The sequence below is a fragment of the Pseudophaeobacter sp. C1-32P7 genome (genome assembly GCF_041008775.1).
GTDB classification, from domain to species: Bacteria; Pseudomonadota; Alphaproteobacteria; order Rhodobacterales; family Rhodobacteraceae; genus Phycobacter; species Phycobacter gallaeciensis_A.
Genome location: NZ_JAXGFR010000018.1, coordinates 49,439 through 75,464 on the forward strand (window position 1 = coordinate 49,439; position 26,026 = coordinate 75,464).

The window sequence follows — 26,026 nt, forward strand, 5'->3', positions numbered from 1 at the left end:
GCTCGCCATCGCGTAGGTGGCAGCGCTATGAAAAAGGCAGAAATCGACAGGATGATCGCTTTAGAGAGAAAGAAGGCGGATACATCGCTAACTGACAGGGAAGAAGAACGCCTGAAAGTCCTGCACGCGAAGAAGGAGAAACAGTTCGAAGGCGAGATGACCTGCCCATTTCGAACTGACACCCCTTTACCGACGTGCACGAAGCCGGGCGGAGTTTGCTCTTTGAGAGTCTATTCCGATGTTGACGGAACAATTTCCCCAGTTGACGGGGAGCGCGGGATGATCAGAGCTATTTGTCCTTATCGCTTCCATCAAGACAACACTGTCTTCCAGCACATCGGTGATCGGCTCTTGAATGATGGAACTCCAGTTCAGGCTGGAGAGGTAGGATTTTTGGAGTCCACTGGGAACCTGGACAGTGCTCCGGGCGAAGATGTCGGGCGAATCGACATGATCCTGGTCCAATCAAACGCCTCAGAGGCTTCTTCTCTGAATTGGGCTGCCGTGGAAATTCAGGCAGTCTATTTCTCAGGGAAGGAGATGAAGATCGAGTTTGATGATCTGATCAAGCGCGGAGGAAGCGCCGCGATGCCGGTAGAAGCGCGGCGGCCAGACTATCGTTCGAGTGGCCCCAAAAGGCTCATGCCACAACTTCAAATCAAGGTACCTACACTGAGGCGCTGGGGAAAGAAGATGGCCATCGTGGTCGATGTCCCATTTTTTCGCTCAATGGGGCAGATGCGACCGGTCAACGATATCTCGAATTCGGATATTGTTTGGATCTTGGTTGACTTCGTGAAGAAACCAGGAAGCGACATCGCCCACTTGGAAGTGGTAGAAGAGTTTGCCACCACCCTGGAAAGCGCGATAGAAGGTCTTACTGGGGGAGTGGCAGTTCCTCTTGGCGAGTTTGAAGCCAGGATCATAGGGAAGATTGCCTCGCCTTGATTTCAGCAACGCCTTCAGCGAAGATGGCACGAAACAAGAACGTGGACGCGAGCAGAACATGGCCAACACTGTTATTGACTTATTCTGTGGAGCAGGTGGCCTGTCGGCTGGCCTTGAGATGGCCGGATTTCGCGTTCTTGTAGGGAACGATGTTTTTGAAGCAGCCGGCAAGACTTTCTCGAAAACGCATCCCCACGCAACCTTTGTTCCCGGCCCGATCCAGGAGCTGTCAGTTGAAAAGCTGCTGGAGGTTTCAGGCCTTCAGCCAGGCGAACTCAAGGTTCTCGTAGGTGGCCCCCCTTGCCAAGCGTATTCAGTCTACAACCATCAACGCGGAATGCATGATGAACGCGCCTCTCTTTTCAAAGAATACCTGAGAATAGTTGAAGGTATGCAACCCGAGTGGATTGTCATGGAGAATGTTGCAGGCATTTTCTCTATCGGCGGTGGCGAAGCGGTGCATGCAATCAAATCTGAACTTCGGGCACTTGGATACGAAGTGAAGGAGCAAGTTCTCAAAGCCGAAGAGTTTGGCGTTCCCCAAGAACGGCGCAGAGTCGTGTTCATTGGGAACCGCAAGGGTCTTCCAGTCTCGCATCCAAAGCCCACACACGGTTCTGGTGAGGGCTTGCTTCCCTATGTAACCATCCACGATGCCATCTCCGACCTTCCTCGTTTGGAAAATGGAGAAGCTTCAAATGATGCACCGTACGTATCTGAGGCCAAATGCGCCTTTCAGAGATGGGCGCGAGGGAACCTGACCAAAGTAAACAATCACTCAGCCCCGAAGCTTGGCAAAGTCAACCTGGATAGGATGAAGCATATTCCTCAAGGCGGTAGCTGGCGGGATATTCCCTTTGATCTGTTGCCGGCTGGCATGAAGCGCGCGAAGAGAAGCGATCACACAAAACGATACGGAAGAATGAAGTGGGAGGCCCAGTCCTGCACAATCCTGACTAAATGTGATATTCACTGGGGGGCATACATTCACCCGGAACAAGATAGGGCAATTTCTGTACGAGAAGCGGCTCGCCTACAGTCATTTCCTGATTGGTTCGAATTCACGGGCTCCAAAACAGAGCAATATGTCCAAGTCGGCAATGCGGTGCCTCCGCTGCTTGGGAAAGCCATAGGTGAACACCTGAAGTCACTCTTTGCCAACGAGCGGAATGAATTGGAAGTCGCCTAAGTCTTCAGACAACGTCCAATCGATATTCCAATGCATCTGCGACAGAGCCCGGCATCTGAAAGCCTGCCATACCACCGCCGTTTCGGATGGCGTTCAGAATGCGCAGCCGATCAAAGAGCGTGACACTCGCAACCTGAGTGGGCACTGCCCAGGTGCCTTGGCTGTCCCGAAAAAGGATTGGAGTAAACAGCATCTCTATCCAAGGTGCAGAAGGGAGCAGACAGTTCCGAAGTCTCATCATGGATATCTCGAACTGTTTTGCCGGCCAATCAGATCTTGAACAGGCACATTGACCGAGAACCGCTATCGAGTTTCTGCTCTCATGATCGTCAAGAGGCAACCAAGCTGCTATGTCAATCCCGCCGTCACCATTGTCTCCATTTCGAAAATCGTTCTCGGTCAGTGTCGGCTGACCACCAATCTTTTTACCGAGAGAATTTAGTCGTTCCCACTTGGTTCCGGTAAACGTGGTTGTATTCTTTCCGAAGGTCGTTGCCTGCCCAGTATCAGGCCAAAGTAGAGTTAGAACCTGCACTGACACCTGCTCAAACGCGTCGGTAAGTGGCTTATAGAGTTCGCGCCTGGTCAGAAGGGGTAAGTTACCGCAGAGCAACAAAAAGACATACCAAATTTGGTTGTTCGACAGATCCTCTTCTGCTTGTAGGACACGATCATTTTGGATCAGCGAAAATGGGTACCAATCCTGGAAAGCTTGACGCCTCCATTGAACCTGATTGAGTACATCTTCAAGTTCGCCATCCGACAGAGTGAAGCTGCTGTCGCCACGATTGTCCTGTATGAAGTCTCGCAAGTAGTCGGTGCCCGCGACGCGATCCAGCGACACCAGGCACAGAACTTCAAAGAAGTCCGCTATGGTATGAAGATCATGATCTCGAGGACGATCCAATGAAAACATTTTTTTGAAAACCGTATTATTCTTCAGGCTGATGCAATGATGAAACTGAAGCTGACAGAACTTTCGAAAGAGTTTGAAGGTTTCTCGCAGCCTCAACATCGATTTCCTGGAGGCCCTTCACACGCGTCACAATAGATTGAGCACTCTCAATTGCTTTGGTTGCGGTATTAATATGCACACGAAGCGCTTCAAGTGGGCCGGCCGCCAAAACGTCTGCTGTCGCAAGAGAATCTCCCTTTTGCAACGCCTCTACCGCCGCCGGATATTGTACAATTCTCGCCAGAATTTTGAAGTTTCTGGAATCCCCTACTCTTGTCGTCACCCCGTTCTCTTTTACAAAAGACCACATGAACAAATCTCTTGTTTTTTCTCGGTCAATTTTGGAGATATCAACATCACCAGGGCCATCCAAGCCAATAAACTCTGCGATATCTGACCATCCGATGGCTGTTGTAAGCAATGAAAACGGGATTTGCTCAACCGTCAAATCCAGTTCTTGAAGGATACCTTCATCTTTCGCGTAGTTCAGAACATTGAAGCCTGTGAGAATCTTGGCAACAGCATTGGATTTGCTGCCAATCTCTTTTGCAAGCTTCTTATGAGCCAACTCATGATCATCGATTTTGAGGTTTCGCCGCAGCTGAAATAGGTATCTCGCCTTAGCCAACGCATCCCATTCCTTGATACCTGTAATATGGCGGTACCCAAGGTAGTCCAGAACGTCCTCTCGGCGTTCGAAATGCAAACAGGGAACCTCCGTTGGACGGTGCCTTGCATCGGAACGCACTCTTTCAACGGCTTTGATCATAGAGGGTGGATCTTGATCTGATGCAAGAATCTTCAATGAAGCGAGGCGCCGGTTTCCTTCTACAACGGTGAAACCGCCTTCGCTATTGTTGGGAACGACCAACAAGGGTTCACCATAAAAATAACCCTTTTCAGAGATCGACATCATCAGTTCAATCAAATTGCACTGAAGCAGGAAGAAATCGATCACTTCTTCTTCATCACCATGATGCAAGGCCTCGGGCAGGCGCGGATTTTCCGGGTCAAAATGCAGTTCCGAAATATCTCTGATTTCAAGTCCTGGCGCCATCACTTACATCTTCCGAAATGTACCTTCCCAGCCGTTATGCAACAAAATATGGCAACAGGGAAGCGGCGTTACGAGGTGATGCAAGGTCGATCCGATAGCGCGACTGACGTTTCACTTGTTGCTTGCCTTCCCCTGCTCTTCCCCAAGCATGGCAACCCCAGGAATGTTCGATCAGATGCCCGGGAGACCCCAATGATGCGACGTGGCACAAGCCTCCATCGCCACCACGCAGGGCAGTTGCGTTGCCAGCAGCTGATAAAGCCGCAGCCGCGATATCGACTTGTTGAACATGATCGCACCGTCAGTTCCGACGCCGATAACTTGGAAACTGCCCTTGGCAAGATCAATTCCAAATATTCAAACCTCTGACATGGATGCCTCCCTCGCGTTGGTTCCTACGAATCCGTTATGGCACACTCGATGCCGTCGGGTCGGAGCACCCACCGCATCAGTTCAGATGGCGGAGTGGCAACGGCGCGTGTCACAGGCTTCAACCGCAGTTACGCTGCTGTTCTCTTCGTACTTCAGAATCTGATCGAGCAGGTCCGGCAGGGTCAGGCTATCGCCGTTGCGGTTGGGGGTGCATTCGAAAACATGGTTGTCATACGTGGCACTATCAACCGCAATACGCCTCATCTCATTTTATTAGTCACCTCACACGCAAGACCCAAAAATTTGCGATCGCGCTCCCGATTGACCCGTTCGTGCAAGGCCAGCATCATGCGCTCGGCTCTGCTGGCTTCCTCAGCCTTTTGCTCATCGGATTTGCCGTCTCCATCTTGCCATCGGGCAATGATGTCCAGGACCGCCGCGCCGTAGATGATCTTGCGTCGGGTTTCATCCCGGCGGTCCTGTTTGCGGGCCTCCGCTCGTAAGTTTTTCAGCCTGGCCTGCGCTTCCTCGATGCGCGCTTCCAGATCATACTTCTTCCCGCTTGGTTGCATGGTTCAATCCTCTTGCCGTTGGGAAGGAAGTAGGGGCTTCACCAAGGTTCCGCTCAAAAAAGTTGGCGAGAGCATTCTGCCACGCGAGCCGTAGGCATGCGCGCAGTTACGCAAACTGAAGTTTGCCTGCGCGCCTGCAGCGGGCCCTACGGAGCAAATCCGGACATCGGGCCCGATCTTCTCCTCATGTTACATCCAGCCAGCCGACTTGAAGTCGTAATTCACTCCCGTTCCGATGGCCGCTCTGCCGTCAAATCAGCCGCCTACACGGCACGCGCCTCCTACCGGGACAGGCGCCTTGGCAAGCGATATTCCGGCACCCGCAAGGGCGGGCTGCTGTCCCACGAATTGATCAATTGGAGCGGTCAGGCGGAAGATCTCTGGAACGCTGCCGAGAAGGCGGAAGCCCGTAGCAATGCACGTGTTGTCCGGGAACTGCGCCCCTCTCTGCCGGCGGAGCTACCGCTGGCCGAGCAGGTCAGGCTTGTTCGGGGATTTGCGTTGTGGCTGCGCGATGAATATGGCGTTGCCGTCCAGGCCGACATTCATGCCCCCACGTTTCATAATGAGGCCCTGGGCAAGTCTCTGGCACAGGACACGAGCGAAAAAGGCCGGGCCAAATATTTGGCATGTCTCTTCGACGAATTCCTTACCAACAGGAATTTCCACGCCCACATTCTGGCGACGACGCGGGCGGTGTGCGGGGATACAGGAGCTTTCGGAGCCAAGACCCGGGTTCTCGACGACAAGACATCCGGGCCAACGGAACTCCTCAGAATTCGTCAGGAATGGGAAAAGAGAACCAATGCCGCATTGAAGAAGATCGGCTGCAACGCCCGGGTTGACCTTAGATCCTATGAAACCATGGCTGCGGCGGGAGATGCACCCAAGGGTCTTGTCGCCCAGGATCATCTTGGCCCACGACGAACAGCCCGTTCCCGCAGGAAGAAAGCGAAAAAAGGGGAAGACACGACACGTGCCGGAAATCGCCGCGCTGAAATCCGGGCGCGGAACGAAGAACTCTGGTCCTCGTGGCTTCTATTGCGCGCATTACAGCGCGAGCGGGACCGTGAAACCGCGGAGCAGATCGCCACCGACCGCGAAGCCGAGCGCAGGAAGGTGGCTGAAGCGGAAAAGCAGAGTATTCAAGATGCTCTCTCGGCCAAAAAGGCAGAGGCCGCTCTGGCAGCCTCCAGCCAGTTCGACAGCCTCAAGACAGGGTCTGCGTTTGAGTACGCGATGGCTTGGGCGCGCGGGGAGCAGGACGAGCCGCCTTGCGAGGCGCCGGAGTTTTCCTCACCGGTCGATTTGGAGACTTACGAGCCGCCGCCGGGGGGGCCGCAGCCGGAACCGGTTCTGCAGGTGCGGGTTGAGCGGGGTCGGGGTCCACGGTTTCGGTGACCTCGTCCTCTTCCTCCAACTCCTCCAAACGCTCCGTCAGGTAAGTGATTTCTTCTTCCAGGCGTCGAACCTTCGTAGCGTGCTCCGCCTCAAGCAGGAGGAAGTCACGGTCCCGAATGGCGAACTGGCGGATATTCTGTTCGGTCATTCTGGAAATCACGCCCGATATGATACCTTCGAGACCCTGGCCAAAGGCGGCCATGGCATCCGAAAGCTGCACCTGGATGTCGTCGGGCAGAACAACCGCCTCAGATTTCGCTTCCTCCTGCCGGGCGGTATGCTCCTCCCAGAGATCGCGGATCCGAGACAACTTGCCCCGGCCTCCAAGTTCCTTGTGAATATCCCAGGCGGACACCTCGCCGCCACGCTGGTTTGCCAGCATCTCGCCGGTCTTGATGATTTCGGCGTCGGAATGAATGGGTTTGCGCATCGTTTTACTCCTGTGTCTCTTGAATGCAGGAGGGAGGTGGGTGCGTTCCGAAGAATGGAAAAACAAACTTTCAAACTTTTTTAGAAACCTTGGAAAGTCAGCAATGTCAGTTTGTTGGTTGGTAAGTTGGTGGATTTGTCAGGTCGGTAGTTTGGTCAGTAAGTTCGGTTGGTCAGGTCAGAACCTGACCAACTTACTCTTCACCAATGGGGCAGATTAAACCGCCGAAGTTGATTTCAACCGGATTTTTCCGAGATAGGTTGGCGGGGCCTAATTCCTGCGGATGCAACGCACAGATCCGCGCGAATTCGCCCCGCTCAATCCAATCCCGCAGAGCCTCACCCCCGAGGGCTACATCTCCTTGCTTCATCCAAAAGATAGCCTGGGAGGCCCGGCCATTTTGACCAGGCTGCCGGATGGCGGGGTCAAGTCCTGGACCTACTACAAGGAAACGCTTCTGGATCAGCTGCCAACCTTCCTGGACTCGCCTTCCTTTGTCTCGTTGAACCGCTTCTGGGGTAAACGCGAGAACAGGAACTTGGCGGCTGTGAATGCGCTGTTTGTCGATCTCGACTATCGCACTACCATCGCCTGGCGCGGAAAAGCGCCTGACGAGGTCCAGGCAGCCTATTCGGCGCACGTTACCGCTCGCGGCCTGCCTCAGCCATCCATCGTTCTGTACACCGGTAGAGGTGTCGCCGCTATTTGGCTGGTCCAGGAATTGACGTGGACGATCAAGAAGCGCTGGCGCGCCGCATTGCAGGCCCTGATCGAGCTCTCCCTGCCTTTCGGGGCCGATCCGGCATGCAATGATGAATCCCGGGTCTTCCGAATTCCCGGCAGCATCAACGAGAAATCCGGGAAGCGCGTCAGGATCGCCGACGGCACCCTGCAACGCTACTCATATGATACGCTGGAAGATCAAATCTACCAGGCGTGTGGACGGCCCACGCGAGCGGAACTCCTGACCAGGAAAGAGGTACGGAAGAAAAGGTCCCCGAGGACCGGTGCCGCCATGCCGAGAGGGCTGACCCAGGCTCAGCGGTTCCGACAGATCATGGATGATCTGGAAATCTTCCGGAACTTCTTCGGCGGGATGGTTCCGGTTGGCCGTCGCAACACATGGCTGCATTTCTATGCAACCTGCCTGACGTATATCCCGGACGCCGGTGACATCGAAGCGCAGATCATCAACAAGGCTGCCATCGCCACCCCGGGGCTGAAGCCGAATGACGTGCGGGCAACCGTCAGGCAGGCCGTAGACAAGGCAAGTCGTCCGACTTCCCATTGTGTCTGGAAGGATGGGCGCTACAGCTACAGGGGATCGACGATCGCCGAAAAGCTGGAAATCTCGCCCCAATTGGCCCGGGACCTGGGATTGCGCCAGGTCATCCCGGTTGAAGAGCGTAAGCACCGCAAGGCGGTCGCTGAGCGCGCAAGGCGAGCGGCACAGGGTGCAGCCACACGCGACGAATACTTGGCCGATAACAATGCCTCCCGGACAAAGCCCTGGCTGGCACTCGGTATTGGCCGGACCAAGTATTATGAGCTGAAAAAGGCCGGATCCTTGCCGGAGTTGGCCACTGCGTAGGGCCGGACAGGTCCGTGTCCGCAACAGGGGTGTATTGAGCCTCCCTGGGGAACGCAGGGGAGGAAAAGAGCCCCGCCCACCACCCAGATCACCGCCCGACGGCCGGAACCGGATTGCCAGCTGTCCACCGGACAAGCCCGCGCCAGCAGTGGACGGCACCGACTTGTCCGGAGGGCGCAAGCTGGAATCAGGAAACACTTCGACCTGACGCCGCAACTGGTATGAAACGCAGATAAGAAAGGAAAACGTAATGCAGCCGGTGTTCATCGATTTTGAGGCTTCGAGCCTGAGCCCCGCAAGCTGGCCGATCGAGGTCGGTATCGCCCGCGTCGATCAGGGCAAGGTGCTCGTCGACAGCAAGCTGATCCGCCCGCATCAGACATGGTCGATGTCGGAGTGGCACGAGGACAGCGCTGCCATCCACGGAATCTCGCTGGATGAACTCGCGGATGCGGAGCCGGCAGAAGACGTCGCTCGCTGGCTGGCTGATGGGATCGCCGGTGAGTTGGTTCTCAGTGATGCACCCGAATTCGACCAGCGCTGGCTCGACCGGCTGATGAGTGTGGTCGACGACGATCATGGCATCGAGCTGGCCGATTTTGACGAGAAGGTCTGGCAGGCCTTCTCGCAAGAATATGGCACCGGTGCGGCCGGCCGCATCCACACGGTCTACAAGGCGGGGGCAAACAGACAGTCGACCCATCGGGCGGGTGCAGACGCCGCCGATCTCGCCCATGCCTGGCTCGCCGGTTGTTCTTGAGCAGCTTTTTTACTGGCCCAGTAGTTCTGCACGCAAAGAGTTTTCATGGGGGAAATTGATTGCATTGCACAAGATATTGCTGCGACGAGCTGCCCCAAACGGTTCACCCTTCTATTTGAACATTGCACCCTGCTCATCGCAGTGTTCGATCACTCGTTCGACCCATTTGTCGAACCAGACCCAACTCCCCTTGTAGTCGCCGTCTGTTCCATACCCCTTATTCCCTTTGCCCTTTGCATCAAGGCTCTGCCAGAGCAGCGTATGGTCGTGCATTCTGAATTTTGGGAAGCCGGCGTCCTGGACGCGTTTTACAACTTCGCCAGGAGGATACCTTTTTTTCGAGACTTCTTTGAAAATGACCTTTCCAATTTCGTCGGCTTCTTCGCTTCCCGCAGCGACAAATTCTATGGCTGCATCAGCGGCACCAGGCCTTTTTGCAGCGACGGGGACAAACGCGACTTTCATTCGATATGCAGGATCGTCCATCTCTTCTTCAGTTAGAGATTTCTCGAATTCGTCGATCATTGATGAAAGATGCTGAGGGAGATCAGAGGCCTTTTTTAGTATTGAGCGCTGATCTGCCCCAAATGACACAAACTGAAGAGCAATGGGCAGCCGCTTTTCCAGCCCATACTGAGCTCCGAATTCTCGCTTCAGGAGATCATTGAAGTTGATGCAGCAAGCCTGCAACTTTGCACCAACCGCGTCGTCAATTCGATTGGTTGAACGATGCTCGATTTCGTGGCGAAGCCCTAAGAGAAACTCGAGATTCTTTGCCACACCTCCTTTGGCGGGGCATTTCCCCTGTTTCAGGCAATGCCCGAGCTCCCAGTATTTGTCTGCACCTTCTTGGGTTTTCTGGCCTGGATATCGATAGTCGACACCTTCGCGCTTGAACCAAGCGTGGAGCAAATAGGTCCAAGCGATCACGGCTGTCACAATGAATAGTTCAGCTCGAAAGGTGAGCCCCGCACCATTGAATATATGAACAGCGGCAATCATTGCCTCCCTGGCCTTAATGAGAAGTTCGTCTCCACGCGCACTCAGCCCCGTTTCTGGGTCAATGTCGGGCCATGTTGCCAGGAAATCCTCGAGGCTGCCGTCAGAAGCGGCCTTGATCGATTTGTGTTTGTCACCTGAACGGATTTGGCTGATCAACCTGTGATTTACAGATCTCGTCGGGCGAGTGAAGTAGGCAAGGATGTCTTGGTCGTTCGTGAACTCACCACCCCGGGCTATCATCGCTTTGACAATAGAGACTTCCCATTTTTCGAGCGTATTGCCTCTCCGACGCTTGATTTTTCGCACCGGCTTGTTTTCATCATCAGTATTTTCATCGTCGCCAGCCATACCATCTCCTTCAGGTTGATTGGTAGCAGGCTCCTATTTGAAATTGCAACGGCTATGGGTCCACGTTGAGCGGAATTCTCCACATCAGTGCCCAGGCGGAAGAAAGCATTGCGTGCAGAACAATAGGGACAATCTCGCTTCCATTCTCGCCCCTTCCAATGAGGGCGCGATCGGAAACGGGATACCCCTCGTGATCCGGCCAAGGTAGCGAAAATCTATTCAGCCCTGGTCACATGTGAGTGAAGCCCGGGCTGCCGGCCCGCCTCACATTCCTTCGGTGGTCCGGGCGAAATCAAAACACAGAAAAGGAAATCCAAGAATGCCGCGCTTGATATCGGCTGCACCCTGCGGCCGGCACAACATGGAGGACAGAAATGTTCGACCAAACTCCCAATGCGCTCGCGGAACTCCAGGATTTCTTCCTGGTGCATTCCGAGGCTCTGCAGAACTCAGCTCTGCTGCTCGGCGGCAAGCCGGAACTGAAAGCCACCTCTGATCTCATCGACGACACCTGCACCTCCACGGTTCTTACACGCCGCCTCGAGAAGGGCCTCCTGCGCCTGCTCGACCTCCTAACCCTCCGCCACGTTCACGATCCGGAGCGACCCGAGAGCGCCTATTTCTCTGACATCGACCCGGGTGCCCCATATGTCGAGGATATCTGCCTTCTGACCGAATCCTACCTCGATGTGCTTTTGCGGCTCCACGCAGCGGGTGAGATCTCCCTCCCTCTCGCTGCCTGAACAGGCCGCCCTGCGCTGGCAGTCACTTGTCTGCCGGCGTCTTGAGAGATCACATTCTGCGGTCTCATGTTCTGGAGGAAGACATCATGAACAGATACATCGAAAATCAGCTGCAGAAACGCGTCCACACCGCCCTCGGGCATGGACGTCTTTTGTCGAAGGAATGGCGCGAAGCAGGCTTGGTGCCGCAGGGGGCGGGTCGCAATGCGGTCTTGGAGGTTCTCGACAAGCTCGAACGCCGAGAAGGGCTCGACGACGTGAACAGCGAAATCCTCTCCCTGATCGGCCTCCCCATCAAAACAGCCTTGGATGATATTCGGGAGCGCATAAGGAGTGCAGATATCGAGGGTGAAACAGCTGCGCCTGGCGACAGACATCAGAAGCTCGTGAAGCTGATAAACCTATCCTGGCGCTGGTGCCAATTTTCAGAAGCCAAATCTGAACTCGATGACTTCAGGGCATCGGTCAAGTTGGCGGAGACGTTTCTGGGCTGAGCGGCCTTTCCAATCGAGCATCATCCCGGAGATTCAACTGCCACCGCCAGCGCCTCCTACAAATTGCCTCCACACTGATTCTGTGGGGCAGTTTGTGGGACAAAATGTGGGGCAAAGCCGCCCTCAGAATAGAAAAATTGCAATGAAATCAAAGATTTCAGCAATTTGACATCGCTCACTTGGGAAAAAGTGGTGCCCGGGGGCGGAATCGAACCACCGACACGAGGATTTTCAATCCACTGCTCTACCCCTGAGCTACCCGGGCACGGGAAGGCGTCTCGCCTTGGGTGTGGGCCTTCTATGCTGTGGGGCGGGCGGTGTCCAGAGGCTTTTTGAAAGAAATTTTTCAATGCCGGAACTGTGAGGGCTTTTCTCCGGAGGACAGCGATCTTTCGGTCTCTTCCAGCGCCTTTTCAATGTCTTCCGGGTCCCGGCTGGGGACCGCATAAGCGCCGTTCAGCCATTTCGCCAGATCAAGATCCGCGCAGCGCCGAGAGCAGAAGGGGCGGTAGGCGCGGGCGGTTTCCTCGCCACAGATCGGGCAGCTCATCGCAGAATCTCCCGCAGGGTTGGGCGGCCGCGTTTGCGTTGCAGTTCGAAGTGGCCCAGGTTGGTCCAGCCGACCAGAACCGTTTCTTCGCTGTCGGCGCGCAGCGCGGCCCGCAGAGTGGTTTCAAAGGCGCGCCGGTCCTTTTTTGGCATCGGCGCCATATCCAGCACGATCTGTCCGCCAAGTCCCCGAACACGCAGCGCCCGGGGCAGGTCTTTGGCGCAGGCCATGTTGGCCTTGAGGCCGGCCGCGAGCGAGGTATCGGTGCCGGTGTTGACATCGACGGCCACCAGTGCGCGCGTGGGTTCGATATAAAGGAACCCGCCGCCCGGCAGCGGTTCGCGGATACCCTGGGCCTGGTCAAGCGCGTCCAGCACACCGTGGGTCTCAAAGCCGCCCGGAGTGCGTTCGACCTCGGCCGGTTCCACCCAGTCGCGCCATGCGCGGATATGGGGGCCGTCGCCTTCGGCGAGGGTTTCCACCTCGGTTCCGTGATCGTTCAGGACCTGATCGGCCAGGGCTGCCATGGCGGCGATATCCTCGGCCACCTCATCGGCATCCGCGCCCGCGCAGGCAGAGCGCAGGATCAGGCCATAATCGGTGCCCTCCATGGCCAGATGGGCAACCTCCAGCAGGCGGTCACGCTCATCCTCGTCCCGGATCGAGCGGGAGATGTTCAGCCCCGGCGCCTCGGGGGTGACGATGGCGTAGCGGCTTTTGAACAGCAGTTTCTGGGTGACGGGGATCGCCTTGCCCGGTTCCGCATAGCCGGTGACCTGCACCAGAAGCTGCTGGCCCGGGGCCATGCCCTTGACCTGCCGCAGGAAAGCGGCGCCATCAGGCGTGCTGAGGAACATGCCGCCCTGGCCCTTGACCGGGCGGTCGGCGCGAGCGCGGTAGACGGTGCCGGGCACGGGGGCGTCGCCATCGATCAGGAAATCCTCAAGCTTGCCATCGACCATCAGCGCGGCGGCCTCGTGGCCTTCGATGTGGTCCAGAACGATCGTGCGGCCCTTCATGCGGCGGCCTCCTTGTATAGTGGCCAGCCCGCGGCCTGCAGAAGATGGGCGGTTTCGCAAAGCGGCAGGCCGACGATCCCGGTAAAGGAGCCGTTGATCCAGGGAATAAGGGCCCCCGCTGGTCCCTGAATGGCATAGCCACCGGCCTTGCCCTGCCAGTCGTCACTGGCGAGATAGGCGTTCAGTTCCTCATCGCTGAGGCGCTTCATCTTAACCTGGCTGACCACGTCCTTTTGCCAGACCCTCTCGCCGCGGCGCACCGCGACCGAGGTGATGACCCGGTGGCGGCGGCCAGACAGGGCCAGCAGGAATTCGGCGGCCTCTCCGGCATCGGCGGGTTTACCCATGATTCGCCGCCCCATCGCGACGGTGGTATCGGCACAGAGCACAACATCATCGGCCCCTGCTGGCACGGCTTGCACCTTTTCACGTGTCACGCGGGCGCAGTAGTCGCGCGGCAGCTCACCCTTGTGAGGGGTCTCGTCGATATCCGGCGGGCGGACCGCGTCCGGGGTAACGCCAAGCTGTGCCAGCAGTTCCAGCCGCCGCGGGCTGCCAGATCCCAGAATGAATGCCATGAGGGGCCCTTTTATCTATACCGTGCCAATGCTGCCGTGGGCCCTTGTTTTAGGAGTAAACCCCCAAAAACAAAAGCCCGGCATCTGGGCCGGGCTTTGGTCATCAAGTCGGATCGGTCGCTTATTTGAAGCGGTAGTTGATCCGGCCCTTGGTCAGGTCATAGGGGGTCATTTCCACCTGAACCCGGTCGCCAGCCAGAACACGGATGCGGTTCTTGCGCATCTTGCCTGCCGTATGTGCGATGATCTCATGGCCGTTTTCCAGCTCGACCCGAAACGTCGCATTGGGCAGGAGTTCCTTCACGACACCGGGAAATTCGAGCGTATCTTCCTTGGCCATGTTCTCTCCATCATTGCGTTACCCCGTCAATCTGCGGGGATGAGCGCTTAAATGAGCCTATTTTCCCAATTTTTCAAGGGCGCAATCACGGCATGAGGCGAATTGTGCAGGTTTTTGTCCTGCTGTTCTGTTCGTCCCAGTGGCTGCGGTTGCGGACGACCCCATTGCGACGGACCTCGGCGACCTGTGCGATGTCCACTTCGGCCAGGGTCCAGCCGGGCTGGTCCAGGGTGCCTTCGGCAAAGACGCCGGTCGCAGGGAAGCCGGTATCCGGCGGACCAAAGATGCCACCCATGCCGCATCCCACGTCAACCGATTCGGACCAGTCTGCCTGCCCCACGATTGAGGCCATGGCGGTGATGCACTGGTTTTCCAGCGCCCGCGACATGGCGCCGATACGCACTCGCCAATATCCCGCCAGCGCCTCGGTACAGGAGGGGACAAGGATGATATCTGCCTCTTCCAGCGCCCGGCCCAGCAGGGGGAATTCGCTGTCATAGCAGATCAGCACGCCGATCTTGCCAAGCGCGGTGTCAAAAATCTTGAGCGGTCCGCCCCCGGTGACATTCCAGGGATCGCGCTCGAACATGGTCATGATCTGCTTGTCCTGATGCTCCCGCTCTCCGGTCGGCGCGTAGAACTCAGCGCGGTTAACCGGGCGCTCGAAACCGGCATTCACCGGGGCCGAGGCGCCGAGGATATGAACACCGTGTTCGGCGGCCAGTTTCAGGTGCAGCGCGGCGGCGTCCTCCATCCGATCCGATACGGCATGCAGGGACCGCTCCAGATCAAGGGCGGCGTCAGCGCCATCCAGCGTCGCCAGCTCCATCGCGCCATATTCGGGAAAGACCAGCAGGTCGGCGCCCTGTTTGGCGGCATCCCCGACCCATTTTGCCAGCTTGTCCTCGTATTGAGCCCAGCTGTCGAGCCAGTCGAGCGGGTAGGCGGCGGTGGCGATTTTCATGGGCGAGATCCCTTTTGTCTGGCGGGTACCCCGCCGGTCGTTTCAAAGTGAGCCTACAGCTCCCGGCTCCAGAATTGCAGCGCCTTTTTGCTTTCGGCGCGGTCGCCAATGTCTGTCCAGGTGAACTCTGCAAGCACACCCGGCATCGGGCGGTAGCCGCGTTTGCGCCAGAACAGATCATTGCTGCGGTAATCTGCGGGGCGCAGCGGGTGATCCTCCGGGCGGATCACGCTGCAAAAGGCCGAAAGCCTGAAACCAAGGGTGCGCGCGTGCGCTTCGCGGTGGTCAAAGAAGGCATGGCCGATACCCTGTCCTCTGAACTCTGGCAGCAGCACGGATTCGGCGCAGTAGAACACATCCTCGACAGGCAATTCGCCCTTTGAGATCTGCGTCGCATCGCCGTGGCTGCTCAGCGGCATGCCCGTCGCCGCGCCGATCACACGTCCTTCGGATATAGCTGCCACCAGCACCGCATCGGGCGTGTCGCGGTAGCTACGCAGATAATGCTGCTCATAGGCTTCGTCCCCATCATAGAGATAGGGAAAGGCGCGGAACACTTCGATGCGCAGCCGTGCCAGATCCGGCAGGGCGGCCTCCAATGCCTCGCCCGAAAGGGCTTTGACCTTAACCGCCATCAGGCCGAGACCTGCGCCATCCAGTCAGAGAGGTTGTAATAGGTGGTGACGCGGGAGATTTTGCCGTCCTTCAGATCAAAGAAGGAGCCCGCAGGCAGGCGGTACGTCTGGCCGCGCGCCTCGGGCAGGCCCGCGTCGGTTTCCAGATAGGTGCCGTTGACGATATATTCGGCGGCGGCGCGGCTGCTGTCCGGGGTGGAGAATACCACCATGTCGGTGAGCTCTTCACGGTAGCAGCGGCTCATGTGGTCGCAGAACTCGGCGAATTTTTCCTTGCCAACGCGGATGTTGCCCTCGTTGACGTGATGGGCCACGTCGTCAGACAGGCAATCGATCATGCCTTGGGTGTCGCCTGCGTTGAAGGCCGCGAAATAGCGCGTGATGGTCTCGCTCATAACAGCTCCGTCGGTTCGCCCCAGCGGGCTTTCAGGTGTTGAATGATCTGGTCGCGGGTCTGCCGGTAGCTGTCCAGCTTGGCCTCGCGGGTTTCGCCAAGGCCGGTCGGATCCATGATCGGCCAGTATTCGACTTCGAGGTGAAAATAGCGGGTCAGCTCCAGCGCGCGGCGTTGGCTGGCAGGCGACAGGGCCACCACTAGATCAAAGGACGACAGATCATCGCCCCATTGCTCCATCTCGTCGAAAGAGCGCGACCGGTGGCGCGACAGTTCCACCCCGATTTCCTGGCAGACAGCGATGCAGAAGCCGTCGATTTCCATGTCATTCTTGACGCCGACCGACTGCACGTAGGTCCCGGCGCCATAGAACTTCTTCATGATCCCCTCGGCCATGGGGGATCGGACCGCATTGTGGTCACAGCAGAACAGGATGGACTGCGGTAACTGCTCCACCCGTCAGCCTCCGAAATGCAGGACGCAGATCAGGGTGAACAGGCGGCGGGCGGTGTCGGTATCCACCTCGGCCTTGCCCTCCAGACGTTCCTGAAGCACGCGGCTGCCTTCGTTGTGAATGCCGCGCCGGGCCATGTCGATGGTCTCGATCTGGCTGGGGGGCAGGGTCTTTACGGCGGTGAAATAGCTTTCGCAGATCTGGTAGTAATCCTTCACCACCTGCCGGAAGGGCGACAGCGACAGATGAAATTCCGCCGCCTTCTGCCCGTCTTCGGTGGTGATATCAAAGACCAGCCGTTTATCCCGGATCGCCAGCCCCAGATGATAGGGGCCGGGGGGGACAGCGCGCCCATCACGGGCAGGCAGGGTAAAGGAGTTCTCCTCGATCAGGTCAAACAGCGCCACCTTGCGCTCCTGCTCGATCTCGGGGGTCGGGGGCGGCAGGTTGCTGTCGTCCAGCTCGATATGACTGATGCGGCTCATGGCGTGCGATCTCTTAACCGGGAATCGCATCCTCACTAGCCGATGGCGCGCGGCGCGGCAATCTTTTGAGGGCTGCCTTGCGCCGCGTCCGGCCGTGATCAGTCGTTCAGCGCGTTCAGACGCTGGGTGACGGACAGGCCGTGCGCCTCCAGGCTTTCGCTTTGCGCCAAGGTTTCTGCCGCCGGGCCGATGGCACGCAGCGCTTCGGGCGTCATCCGGGCCAGGGTGGTGCGTTTGAGGAAATCCATCACCGACAGGCCCGAAGAGAACCGCGCCGAGCGCGCCGTGGGCAGCACGTGGTTGGGGCCGCCGACGTAATCGCCGATGGCCTCGGGCGTGTATTGGCCCAGGAAGATCGCCCCGGCGTGGATGGTTTTCTGGCTCAGTTCTTCGGGATCGCCGGTGCAGAGTTCCAGGTGCTCGGGCGCGATGCGGTTTGACAGGTTTGCGGCCTCATCGAGATCGCGCACGGTGATTACCGCGCCGAAATCGCGCCAGCTGGCTCCGGCGATGGCGCGGCGCTCCAGTGTTTCAAGGCGCTTGTCCACGGCTTCGGCCACCGCGCGGCCAAAGGAGGCATCGTCGGTGATCAGGATCGACTGGGCGCTTTCGTCGTGTTCCGCCTGGCTCATCAGATCCAGCGCGATCCAGTCGGGGTTGTTGTCCTTGTCGGCGATCACCAGGATTTCCGACGGCCCGGCGATCATGTCGATGCCCACCTTGCCGAAGACGCGGCGCTTGGCGGCGGCGACAAAGGCGTTGCCCGGGCCGGTGATTTTATCCACCGGCGCGATGCTTTCTGTGCCATAGGCAAGCGCCGCAATCGCCTGAGCGCCGCCGATGCGATAGATCTCATCCACCCCGGCCAGCCGCGCCGCCAGCAGCACCAGCGGGTTCAGCACCCCGTCGGGCGTGGGCACGGTGATGGCAAGACGCTCGACCCCGGCGACCTTGGCCGGAATGGCATTCATCAGCACCGAGGAGGGGTAAGAGGCCAGCCCGCCCGGTACATAGAGGCCTGCAGCAGAAACCGCAGACCAGCGCCAGCCAAGGATGGCTCCCGCCGGATCGGTCCATTGGGCATCTTCGGGCATCTGCCGTTCGTGATAGGCGCGGATGCGATCCGCTGCGAGTTCCAGCGCCGCCCGTTCCGCAGCAGGGACGCCTGCGATCGCGGCGGTCACTTCGGCCTCGGAAATTGCCAGCTTGTCGGCGCTCAGCTCCAGCCGGTCGAACTTCGCTGTCAGGTCGATCAGGGCCGCATCGCCGCGGCTGCGTACATCGGCAATGATCTCCGCGACAGTGGCATCCACGTCCGGGCTGTCCTCGCGCTTGGCGCTCAGAAGCGCGGCAAAGGAAGCCTCGAAATTGGCATCAGAGGTATCAAGGAATACAGGCATCTGGTCACTCCGGCTGGTGCGACCGGGACATATAGAGCGAACCGCGCCGGGACAAGCCTTTGCCGCCGGGTGCAGCAGTTTGCCCTGCCGCAGCCCGCCGGGCAGCGGCGTCAGTCGTCGCCGTGATCGGGCGCCTTGCCGGAAGGCGCAGTATAGGGCCGGGTCACATCGCGCAGCGAAACATCGATGGCTTCGACAGAGAGGCGGATGGCGCCATCGCCGGCCAGGGTCAGCACCAGGTGGCCCGCCCCGTCTTCGCCGGGTTCAAAGGACAGCGACAACAGCGACAGCACAAGATCCTTGTCGCTGCGATCAACCCCTTGCGAGGCGACGCCCAGCACATTGTCGACCACCAGCAGCGATTGCACCCGCTCGTAAGCGCGGGCGCGCTTTTCGGCTGCGGCGCGATCCTCCCAGCGGAACCGGTTGACCAGCAGCGCAAAGCGGTGCCGGGAGGCCTGCCAGCGCATTTCGGTAACCGGAAACACCGAATCCTGCACCAGCGCAGAAATGACTTTCAGGTCCTCTTCTTCCTGCGCGCCAAGGTTCAGCGGCGCCTCGCGGCCCTCTTCAAAGGTTGCGTCTGCCATCAGGTCCCCTTGATCCGTTCAATTTTTGCGCCAACGCCAGACAGCTTGCTCACCACATGTTCATAGCCGCGGTCCAGATGGTAGACCCGGTTGACCAGTGTTTCACCCTCGGCCGCAAGTCCCGCCAGAATCAACGAGACCGAAGCGCGCAGATCGGTGGCCATCACCGGGGCACCTTTCAGCCGGTCAACCCCGGTTACGGTGGCGGTGCCGCCCTGCACGTCGATGCGGGCGCCCATGCGGGTCAGCTCCGGCGCGTGCATGAAACGATTCTCGAAAATCTTCTCTTCCAGAACGCTGACCCCATCGGCGGTGCACATCAGCGCCATCATCTGCGCCTGCAGATCGGTCGGAAAACCGGGGAAGGGTTCTGTGGTCACATTGACCGCCTTCACCCTGTCGCCGCGGCGGCGCACTTTCAGGCCCGCGTCTGTTTCCTCGATGGCGACGCCTGCCTCGTCCAGCTTTTCGGCAAAAGCGCCGACCAGATCCATCCGGCCGCCCAGCAGTTCGACTTCGCCGCCACAGATAACCGGTGCCAGCATATAGGTGCCAAGCTCGATCCGGTCGGTTACCACCTGGTGGGTGGCGCCGTGCAGGCGGTCAACGCCCTGCACTTCGATTCGCGAGGTGCCGTCGCCTTCGATCTGGGCGCCCATCTTGCGCAGGCAATCGGCGAGATCGGAAATTTCCGGCTCCCGCGCGGCGTTGTTGATGACGGTGGTGCCCTTGGCCAGGGTCGCCGCCATCAGGATATTTTCAGTGGCCCCGACCGAGGCAAAGTCGAGATCGATCACCGCGCCTTTCAGTCCGCCGGGCGCCTTGGCATGAAGATAGCCGTCGCGCAGGTCGATCTCGGCGCCAAGCGCCTCCAGCCCGTGAATATGCAGATCCATTGGGCGTGCACCGATGGCGCAGCCCCCCGGCAGAGACACCACCGCCTGACCCAGTCGGGCCAGCATCGGCCCCAGCACCAGATTCGACGCCCGCATTTTGCGCACGATGTCATAATCGGCCACGTGATTGTCGAGGTTGTGGCTCGACATGGCCTGCACCTGACCGTCCTGAAGCGCGGAAACCTCGGCGCCAAGGGATTGCAGCAGCTGGGTCATCGTCTTGATGTCGCTCAGCCGCGGTGCATTGGTCAGGGTCAGCGGTTCTTCGCTGAGCAGCGTTGCCGGCATCAGGGTAAGGCAGGCATTCTTTGCCCCCGCGATGGGGATCTGCCCCTTAAGGGGGCCATTGCCCGTTACCAGAATCGAATCCATCCGCTCTACCTTTCCGAACCGCCTGTTTGCTCGTCCTGTTTCCCGGCACGCGCCTTAGCCTGCGCCTTGCGGCGGGCCATGTTGGCCTTCAGGGCGGCCTTGAGGCGATCCTCGCGGGTGGTGGACTGAGCACTGGTTTTTGGTGATTTTTTATCTGCCATAAACCTTGTGTAACTTAGTGTGAAAAAACCGTCCAGAATGGTCTTGCGCCGCTCTGCGTTTATCCCTAAAAGCCCCCTCACCGGCGCTGCTGTAGCTCAGAGGTAGAGCACTCCCTTGGTAAGGGAGAGGTCGAGAGTTCAATTCTCTCCAGCAGCACCATCTCACACTTTTTTCCGGAAAAACCTCCTAACACCCTGAAGGGTAAGGTGGTTTTTGGTGTTCCATACACGCCTTCAGGCGTGAACTTGAGCGGCTCAGAAAACGCCAGCCTCAAGACAGTCTGGCGCACCGCATAACTTCCATTTTTGTATATATCCCAAGGCCTTGAAAGGAATCGCAGGGCGAGTTCCATACATTCTTCAAACCTCGCCGCATTCGGGAGGGGTTCTTCGGCCTTCGAGACCAACAGCAACTTCTCACGTTCGAGCTTTTCGATCTTGGCTTCCAGCGCCTTGAGAACTGAGGAGTTCCTGGTCTCGACCATACGGTCAACGAGTTCCAAGATACTCTCATCAGCAGCTTTCACTTGGCGCGCCCATTCAGCGCGATCCGCTTTTGCCAGCTCCAGACGCCCGTTCCAGGCGTCCTTAAACATGGCGATTGCCAGATCGACCAAATGCTTAGTCGGTTGAAGGCTCTTGAGAACATCCTCGAAGCCGTCTTCAAGTCTGGCTTTCGGGATCGACTTGCTCTTTTGCGAGCAACCGCGTGTTTCGCAACGGTAGTAAGCGTAGTGCTTGTATTTGCCCTTAGACCAAGCACCTGTCATCGCGTTTCCGCACGCGCTGCAATGGACGTGACCGCGCAGCGGGAAGTCAGGCGAGAAGTCAGCTCTTGCTGCGGGACGCGCACCCTCTTTCAGGTTCCGCAATATTTGCTCATGGGTCGCATAGCTGATTAGCGGTTCATGATGGCCGCGACGGAGTGAAACGCCCCACTTCTTGGCCTGAACATGTCCCGCGTAGATGGGATTGCGTAGAATTTTAGTGATCTTCCACGCACGGATTTTCCCGTTCGGTTGATCCTTCGGAAAGTCCGGCTGGCTTTCAAGGAAGCGCTGCACCTCAGCTTGAGACCGAAAACGGCCATTAGCGTAGCCATTAAGTGCCTCCCTCAAGCATTCTGCTATAGGTTCATCGGGAGCTAGCAGCTTTCCATGGGTGCGACTGGTCTCGAATTTGTATCCGACAGGCGGGTGAAAGACCCAGTAGCCTTTTTCTACGCGCGCCATCATTTTCTGTTTTACTTGGCGACGGTTTTGTTCACGCTCCAATTCGCCTTGTGCGGCGATAATGGTTTCGATGAACTTTCCTTCTGGCGTGTCCTCGAAAGCAAAGTTGAGACACTCGATGCGAGCGCCACGGTCTGCGAATTCACGGCGCAGCTTGATATGGAATTCAACATCGCGTGCAAAGCGCTTCAAGTCATCAAAAATGACGACGTAATCTTTGCCTTGCTGCGCATCGAGATAAGCTAACATGCCGCACATGCCAGGGCGCTTCATGAAGTCCCCGCCGCCTGATGCGTCGTCAGGGAAAACCATCTCAACGTCGTATCCCTTACTCTCAGCGTACTGGCGGCAGCGATGTTCCTGACTGTCTAAGCCAGAGCCAGTTAGCTTCTGCTTGGTTGTCGAGACACGGCAATAAATGAGGGCCTTAACTGGCTCCATGTTTGCTTCTGGGACCCCCATGAATCCTCTCTTTCTCGCCTGCGATCAGGGCGCAGGCGTTTGTTCGTCTGGTTGTTTGCATTGATCCAATCGTACTTCAGTGGACTCCGAAAAGCCCGCATGTTCAAGCTCTGTTCTGGGTTTTCCACAGGCTTGTTGGACAGGATGAACCCCAAAACCCATCTCCACAAAAGTTGTGATGACAGACCAGAACGCAGTGAGAATCTCTACCTTCTGTTCACGCGAAAGCGAGGGGTCGTCGAGATACGCTTGGTAGCGTTCCACATCTATCTCGAGGCTCGGAGCAGAACGACCTGTTACTGCATTCTCGAGGGCATCAGACAAAGCATTCTCACCTATGGTTTCGATATCTTTCACGAAGGATCATCCTTTTCGATTGGGACGAAGGAGCCCAGCGCGGCCACTGGAGCATGACGCGGGTCGGCATTTCGTTATTTGGATCGTTGCGTGAACGGCCAAGTTGGCTGTTCACTTGTGGTGCGGTGAAGCGCTAACGCTTGCTGAGGTTGGCTTTCGCCGCCGCACCTTTCCTCAATTGTACCATGTTTTGGCGATGTTCGGCAAAAACAGCGGCAAAGCAACGGGATGCTCAAGCAATGCCGAACGTCCCGCTGACATTGACTTACCGCTCTCGATCATCGCGTTGACGGCGGCGCGGTTCGCGCTTCTCAGGTCCGTCTAGCGCTTGTTGCCGCAACCTTGCGATGCTCTCGTACGCCTTTTGGTCGAGGCGCGCAGCTTTTAAGAGATCACGTTCAGGAATGGAGTGGGTCTTTTTCCATTTCCCGTCCTCGTCGCGATAAGAGCGCGTTCTCTCTGTGTTATAGACTGGCCCTTTGTCAGTCTCGCGTTCCCAGACTGCGACTTCCACAAGCCCGTCGCGATGACACACTTTTGGACGCCTGTCTTCCTCTCTTTCTTGGGACATAGATTTCTCCTGATTAGGTTTAGCGCGGGCGATAACCTTTGACGTAAGACCAAGAGCCAGCGTCGTATTGAGGGAGGTGCGCAAACTTGCTTGGCACCGCTTCCGTGATCACCTTAGCCGTTCCGCGCCCCCACCTGCGGGGGATAGGAACGCGATCCAGCGGCGGGTGGAACGGATTGGGTAAGAACCGTCCCGCAAATTCAGGGCGCGTGTAGTACGGATTTTTGTGACCAAGGATCGGTCCCAGGCTCTTCCCTGAGACAAAGCAAATCTGCCTGTCCTCTGGCATCGCCAAAATTTCATCAGGCGTCATCAATGCACGGGCTTGCTTGGTTCGGTGCGTCTCTTCGAACGCGTGATGACGGAAGTTCTGAGCGGCTGCGAACGGATCACTTCCGCCAAGGATGCTCATGGCAGCTTGGCGCTTGGCTTGACGCGCCTGCGATTGGCGCAGTGTATCATCGTATTCCAGCGTTTCCTGTCCGAGCATCGACGATACGAGTTGCGCGGTCTGATAGTCGCGCACGCCAAAGAACTGCCGCAAGGCCGCTGACCCCATGAAGCCCTGCAATCCTGTCGGGCCGAAGTTTCGGGTAATTTGCCCCGCATCCTGAAACAAAGCCCAAGCACGAACTCCAGCACCGCGACCGAAGGTGAAGGACCGCAGGAGCGCATCAAAATTGCCGAGTTGCCCCGCCTCATCGATGATCATATTCACCGGAGGCGATGAAGGGTTGCGTGACTTGTAGAGCATCTGCACCGTGAACATAGTCCTCAGCACGGGAGCCCAGATCGAGACGTATTCGATAGGCACATTGATGAACCAAGACGCGGGTTGCGCGGGATCACAGGTTGCTGAGAGCGATGCGCGCGGTTTCTCAAGAGCCCGCTGAAGCATTGGATCATCAAGGAAGTTTAGGTAGGCGTAGAGTTCGCCGACGATGCTTCCGAACTCGCGGGGGCTGTCTTGCTGTTTGGCCAGCATCTCGCCCGCACAGCGCCGCACGCTCTCCATTCTTGAGCCCAGCATAAACTCAAGAATGTCGGGCCATTCACCTGTGTTGGATTCAATGGCGTTCAGGGTGCGGTAGAGCGAAGGGAAAGAAACCTCACCGTCACGCTCGACGAGCATTTTGACGAAGGCTTCACCCCATTCTTGCGCTCTTAGCTCAAAGTATTTCCCGCTCGCAGAACCGCTTACCGGTATTAGGCTTTGCAGAATGAACTTGCAGTCTGCATGGAATGACGGGCTCTCCAGCTTCAGAATGTCGAGCGGTTGCATGGCATGTTGTGGAAGGTCATGCAGACCAGTTGGGTTCCAACAAAAAAGGTATGCGCCCGCTGTCGCGAAGTTGACCATCGTGACCGAAGCGATTTCGCCGCGTGGGTCGAGGACGAAGTTGCGCATTCCAGCGGCTCCGGCAACGGCCATTGACAGAAGGTCGCGCATCTTGCCAGACCCAGCACCCGCAATTGTGAGCCGTGGCGCATCCGTTTCAAGGGTCAGAGCAGTTTGGGCGAAGTAGCCAAATTGCGTGCCAGCGCCACCCAGAAGGTTGGCACGAGATAGCTCACGTTCGGTTGCCCATGCGGCGCTACCAAAACGGTTAGATTCATTGTCGAAGTTCATTTATTCCCCCAAAGAAAAAGGGCCGCCAATTGGCGACCCTTTGGTTCGGTTTCTTGGCTTATATCAGCCGATGGCTGCACCGATGACGATCAGGATGATCACTACGGTGATCACACCCGGCCAAGCACTTTTCTTTTTGCGCCAGACAGTACCGGCAGGTTCCCATTTTGCCATTGGATATCCTCCTTTTGGTGCGAGGTTCACAGAAAGCGGGCGATCAAGGCCGCCCCACCAAAGATCACTGCTGTTCCGATTGTTGCGCGTGCCACGAAGTAGATGACCAAGTAACACGTCCCGTGCCAAACCAGTTTTGCGAGACCAATGATCTCACCGCCGTAGGTTTGGTAGGTCAATTCCAGAATGATCGGACCTGTATGGTGATACAAGGTCGGACCTCCGAGAAACGCGGCAATGAAAGCCAGCACGTTGGCAAGGCCGGTGACAGAAGACATGAAGAGATTCTGCCCCGCCTTTGCGTGGTTCGAGTTCATGTTCCTTTGTTCCGAGGTTTGAAGGTTTGTGAAACGAGTTCGTGTCGCTTCGAATCCTGTTATATCGCGATTGCCGAACTCGTTTCGGGGGATACGCTCAGCCCGTGACAGACTGGCTGGATTGCGCGAACAGCCAGATGCTGCACAGAGCAAGCATTAGACCGCTGATCTGATGATAGGTCATGCGCTCGCCGAAGGCCGTCATGCCGATCACCGATACGATGATCAGGTGCGTCATGCTGGACATGGCAGCACCTTGGCCAAGCCCCTTGGCAAGCACTTGTGCGTAAATCAGGTTGCTCAAAGCGAAGATAGCGAATGCACAACCCAGATCAACGAGCGACCCAAGATCAGCATATCGTTTGAGGAAGTAACTTCCGCCTGCGAAGCCCCCACTTGAGGCAAGCAAGCTTAGCCAGGACACTGCGGTCATAGACAATGCTCCAAATTTGGGAAAGATAAACGTAAGCGCCGTCTCAACCCCACATTGCTGCTAATGGCTTCGGCTGCGATGTGATCTCCATCTCATGATGGGGAGTGCGTTTCGCAATGTGCGCTACAAATTCGTTTCTCAAATCTCTGG

At 57.5% G+C, this 26,026-nt stretch carries 30 protein-coding genes, 2 tRNA genes and 1 pseudogene; 9 read left to right on the forward strand and 24 right to left on the reverse strand.

The window, feature by feature from the left end; translation table 11 throughout:
- Positions 1–27: 27 nt before the first annotated feature.
- Both SM763_RS19795 and SM763_RS19800 read left to right on the forward strand, forming a co-directional pair.
- Positions 28–948 carry a NotI family restriction endonuclease gene (locus SM763_RS19795; RefSeq protein WP_368999516.1) on the forward strand — a complete coding sequence of 307 codons (921 nt, stop codon included), beginning with the start codon at positions 28–30 and terminating at the stop codon, positions 946–948.
- Positions 935–2,137: a DNA cytosine methyltransferase gene (locus tag SM763_RS19800; protein ID WP_368999517.1), complete on the forward strand. Its 1,203-nt coding sequence runs from the start codon at positions 935–937 to the stop codon at positions 2,135–2,137. The genes SM763_RS19795 and SM763_RS19800 overlap by 14 nt, the downstream gene beginning before the upstream one ends.
- Positions 2,138–2,141: 4 nt before the next feature.
- Here the strand turns inward: SM763_RS19800 and SM763_RS19805 are convergent, their stop codons facing one another.
- The 4 genes from SM763_RS19805 to SM763_RS19820 all read right to left on the reverse strand — a co-directional run bounded on the left by SM763_RS19805 (position 2,142) and on the right by SM763_RS19820 (position 5,093).
- Positions 2,142–3,149, reverse strand: a complete 1,008-nt coding sequence (locus SM763_RS19805) for a hypothetical protein (protein WP_368999518.1) — start codon at positions 3,147–3,149, stop codon at positions 2,142–2,144.
- Positions 3,070–4,149 carry a ParB N-terminal domain-containing protein gene (locus SM763_RS19810; RefSeq protein ID WP_368999519.1) on the reverse strand — a complete coding sequence of 360 codons (1,080 nt, stop codon included), beginning with the start codon at positions 4,147–4,149 and terminating at the stop codon, positions 3,070–3,072. Before SM763_RS19810 ends, SM763_RS19805 begins: the two co-directional genes overlap by 80 nt.
- A 453-nt stretch (positions 4,150–4,602) precedes the next feature.
- Entirely contained in the window at positions 4,603–4,785 is a 183-nt protein-coding gene (locus SM763_RS24190; protein WP_490363299.1) for a hypothetical protein, read from the reverse strand.
- On the reverse strand, positions 4,782–5,093 hold the full coding sequence (locus tag SM763_RS19820) for a hypothetical protein (protein ID WP_368999520.1): 312 nt from the start codon (positions 5,091–5,093) through the stop codon (positions 4,782–4,784). The genes SM763_RS24190 and SM763_RS19820 overlap by 4 nt, the downstream gene beginning before the upstream one ends.
- Positions 5,094–5,189: 96 nt before the next feature.
- Here SM763_RS19820 and SM763_RS19825 point away from each other — a divergent pair, with 96 nt between their 5' ends.
- The 4 genes from SM763_RS19825 (at position 5,190) to SM763_RS19840 (ending at position 9,275) form a co-directional block, all read left to right on the forward strand.
- On the forward strand, positions 5,190–6,494 hold the full coding sequence (locus SM763_RS19825; RefSeq protein ID WP_368999521.1) for a MobA/MobL family protein: 1,305 nt from the start codon (positions 5,190–5,192) through the stop codon (positions 6,492–6,494).
- A 79-nt stretch (positions 6,495–6,573) separates the two neighbouring features.
- Complete coding sequence (locus tag SM763_RS19830; RefSeq protein WP_368999523.1) at positions 6,574–7,008, forward strand: hypothetical protein; 435 nt, start codon at positions 6,574–6,576, stop codon at positions 7,006–7,008.
- Between the two features lie 199 nt (positions 7,009–7,207).
- Positions 7,208–8,515 (forward strand): DNA-primase RepB domain-containing protein, encoded by a 1,308-nt coding sequence (locus tag SM763_RS19835; RefSeq protein ID WP_368999525.1) that lies wholly within the window; start codon positions 7,208–7,210, stop codon positions 8,513–8,515.
- A 250-nt stretch (positions 8,516–8,765) separates the two neighbouring features.
- Positions 8,766–9,275 carry a 3'-5' exonuclease gene (locus SM763_RS19840; RefSeq protein WP_368999526.1) on the forward strand — a complete coding sequence of 170 codons (510 nt, stop codon included), beginning with the start codon at positions 8,766–8,768 and terminating at the stop codon, positions 9,273–9,275.
- A gap of 111 nt (positions 9,276–9,386) precedes the next feature.
- Here the strand turns inward: SM763_RS19840 and SM763_RS19845 are convergent, their stop codons facing one another.
- Positions 9,387–10,625 (reverse strand): DUF3644 domain-containing protein, encoded by a 1,239-nt coding sequence (locus tag SM763_RS19845; protein WP_368999527.1) that lies wholly within the window; start codon positions 10,623–10,625, stop codon positions 9,387–9,389.
- 374 nt (positions 10,626–10,999) lie between these two features.
- Here SM763_RS19845 and SM763_RS19850 point away from each other — a divergent pair, with 374 nt between their 5' ends.
- Both SM763_RS19850 and SM763_RS19855 read left to right on the forward strand, forming a co-directional pair.
- On the forward strand, positions 11,000–11,368 hold the full coding sequence (locus SM763_RS19850) for a hypothetical protein (RefSeq protein WP_368999528.1): 369 nt from the start codon (positions 11,000–11,002) through the stop codon (positions 11,366–11,368).
- Positions 11,369–11,454: 86 nt separating this feature from the next.
- On the forward strand, positions 11,455–11,862 hold the full coding sequence (locus SM763_RS19855) for a hypothetical protein (protein WP_368999529.1): 408 nt from the start codon (positions 11,455–11,457) through the stop codon (positions 11,860–11,862).
- A gap of 190 nt (positions 11,863–12,052) precedes the next feature.
- Here the strand turns inward: SM763_RS19855 and SM763_RS19860 are convergent.
- The 14 genes from SM763_RS19860 to SM763_RS19925 form a co-directional block, all read right to left on the reverse strand.
- Positions 12,053–12,127, reverse strand: a tRNA-Phe gene (locus tag SM763_RS19860).
- Positions 12,128–12,208: 81 nt separating this feature from the next.
- Positions 12,209–12,412: a DNA gyrase inhibitor YacG gene (locus SM763_RS19865; RefSeq protein WP_274831491.1), complete on the reverse strand. Its 204-nt coding sequence runs from the start codon at positions 12,410–12,412 to the stop codon at positions 12,209–12,211.
- The gene (locus tag SM763_RS19870; protein WP_368999530.1) at positions 12,409–13,431 is read right to left on the reverse strand and encodes a ribonuclease E/G; all 1,023 of its coding nucleotides are present in this window, start codon (positions 13,429–13,431) and stop codon (positions 12,409–12,411) included. Before SM763_RS19870 ends, SM763_RS19865 begins: the two co-directional genes overlap by 4 nt.
- Entirely contained in the window at positions 13,428–14,009 is a 582-nt protein-coding gene (locus SM763_RS19875; RefSeq protein ID WP_274827512.1) for a Maf family protein, read from the reverse strand. Before SM763_RS19875 ends, SM763_RS19870 begins: the two co-directional genes overlap by 4 nt.
- A gap of 121 nt (positions 14,010–14,130) precedes the next feature.
- Positions 14,131–14,349: a translation initiation factor IF-1 gene (gene infA / locus SM763_RS19880; RefSeq protein ID WP_005620785.1), complete on the reverse strand. Its 219-nt coding sequence runs from the start codon at positions 14,347–14,349 to the stop codon at positions 14,131–14,133.
- Positions 14,350–14,434: 85 nt separating this feature from the next.
- Positions 14,435–15,313 (reverse strand): carbon-nitrogen hydrolase family protein, encoded by an 879-nt coding sequence (locus SM763_RS19885; protein ID WP_347510679.1) that lies wholly within the window; start codon positions 15,311–15,313, stop codon positions 14,435–14,437.
- Positions 15,314–15,366: 53 nt separating this feature from the next.
- Positions 15,367–15,948: a GNAT family N-acetyltransferase gene (locus tag SM763_RS19890; protein WP_368999531.1), complete on the reverse strand. Its 582-nt coding sequence runs from the start codon at positions 15,946–15,948 to the stop codon at positions 15,367–15,369.
- Positions 15,948–16,343 (reverse strand): ketosteroid isomerase-related protein, encoded by a 396-nt coding sequence (locus tag SM763_RS19895; RefSeq protein ID WP_274867655.1) that lies wholly within the window; start codon positions 16,341–16,343, stop codon positions 15,948–15,950. The genes SM763_RS19890 and SM763_RS19895 overlap by 1 nt, the downstream gene beginning before the upstream one ends.
- Positions 16,340–16,798, reverse strand: a complete 459-nt coding sequence (locus SM763_RS19900) for an arsenate-mycothiol transferase ArsC (protein WP_065272407.1) — start codon at positions 16,796–16,798, stop codon at positions 16,340–16,342. Before SM763_RS19900 ends, SM763_RS19895 begins: the two co-directional genes overlap by 4 nt.
- A 3-nt stretch (positions 16,799–16,801) precedes the next feature.
- Entirely contained in the window at positions 16,802–17,281 is a 480-nt protein-coding gene (locus SM763_RS19905) for a UPF0262 family protein (RefSeq protein ID WP_065272408.1), read from the reverse strand.
- A gap of 98 nt (positions 17,282–17,379) precedes the next feature.
- The gene (gene hisD / locus SM763_RS19910) at positions 17,380–18,681 is read right to left on the reverse strand and encodes a histidinol dehydrogenase (RefSeq protein WP_274827516.1); all 1,302 of its coding nucleotides are present in this window, start codon (positions 18,679–18,681) and stop codon (positions 17,380–17,382) included.
- Between the two features lie 110 nt (positions 18,682–18,791).
- Positions 18,792–19,271, reverse strand: coding sequence for a DUF2948 family protein (locus SM763_RS19915; protein ID WP_274831484.1), 480 nt, complete (start codon positions 19,269–19,271; stop codon positions 18,792–18,794).
- A complete protein-coding gene (murA, locus tag SM763_RS19920; protein ID WP_368999532.1) occupies positions 19,271–20,539 on the reverse strand; it encodes a UDP-N-acetylglucosamine 1-carboxyvinyltransferase in 1,269 nt (422 codons plus the stop codon). The genes SM763_RS19915 and murA overlap by 1 nt, the downstream gene beginning before the upstream one ends.
- A gap of 5 nt (positions 20,540–20,544) precedes the next feature.
- Positions 20,545–20,781, reverse strand: a complete 237-nt coding sequence (locus SM763_RS19925) for a hypothetical protein (RefSeq protein ID WP_274834882.1) — start codon at positions 20,779–20,781, stop codon at positions 20,545–20,547.
- 4 nt (positions 20,782–20,785) lie between these two features.
- Here SM763_RS19925 and SM763_RS19930 point away from each other — a divergent pair.
- Positions 20,786–20,860: transfer RNA gene (locus SM763_RS19930), tRNA-Thr, on the forward strand.
- Positions 20,861–21,401: 541 nt separating this feature from the next.
- Here the strand turns inward: SM763_RS19930 and SM763_RS19935 are convergent.
- The 5 genes and pseudogenes from SM763_RS19935 to SM763_RS19955 form a co-directional block, all read right to left on the reverse strand.
- Positions 21,402–22,394: pseudogene (locus SM763_RS19935) on the reverse strand (recombinase family protein); the annotation flags it as partial.
- Positions 22,395–22,418: 24 nt separating this feature from the next.
- The gene (locus SM763_RS19940; protein ID WP_368999533.1) at positions 22,419–22,751 is read right to left on the reverse strand and encodes a hypothetical protein; all 333 of its coding nucleotides are present in this window, start codon (positions 22,749–22,751) and stop codon (positions 22,419–22,421) included.
- 590 nt (positions 22,752–23,341) lie between these two features.
- Positions 23,342–24,952, reverse strand: a complete 1,611-nt coding sequence (locus tag SM763_RS19945; RefSeq protein WP_368999534.1) for a type IV secretory system conjugative DNA transfer family protein — start codon at positions 24,950–24,952, stop codon at positions 23,342–23,344.
- A gap of 200 nt (positions 24,953–25,152) precedes the next feature.
- On the reverse strand, positions 25,153–25,443 hold the full coding sequence (locus SM763_RS19950; RefSeq protein WP_368999535.1) for a hypothetical protein: 291 nt from the start codon (positions 25,441–25,443) through the stop codon (positions 25,153–25,155).
- A gap of 97 nt (positions 25,444–25,540) precedes the next feature.
- On the reverse strand, positions 25,541–25,876 hold the full coding sequence (locus SM763_RS19955) for a hypothetical protein (protein WP_368999536.1): 336 nt from the start codon (positions 25,874–25,876) through the stop codon (positions 25,541–25,543).
- Positions 25,877–26,026 lie beyond the last annotated feature (150 nt).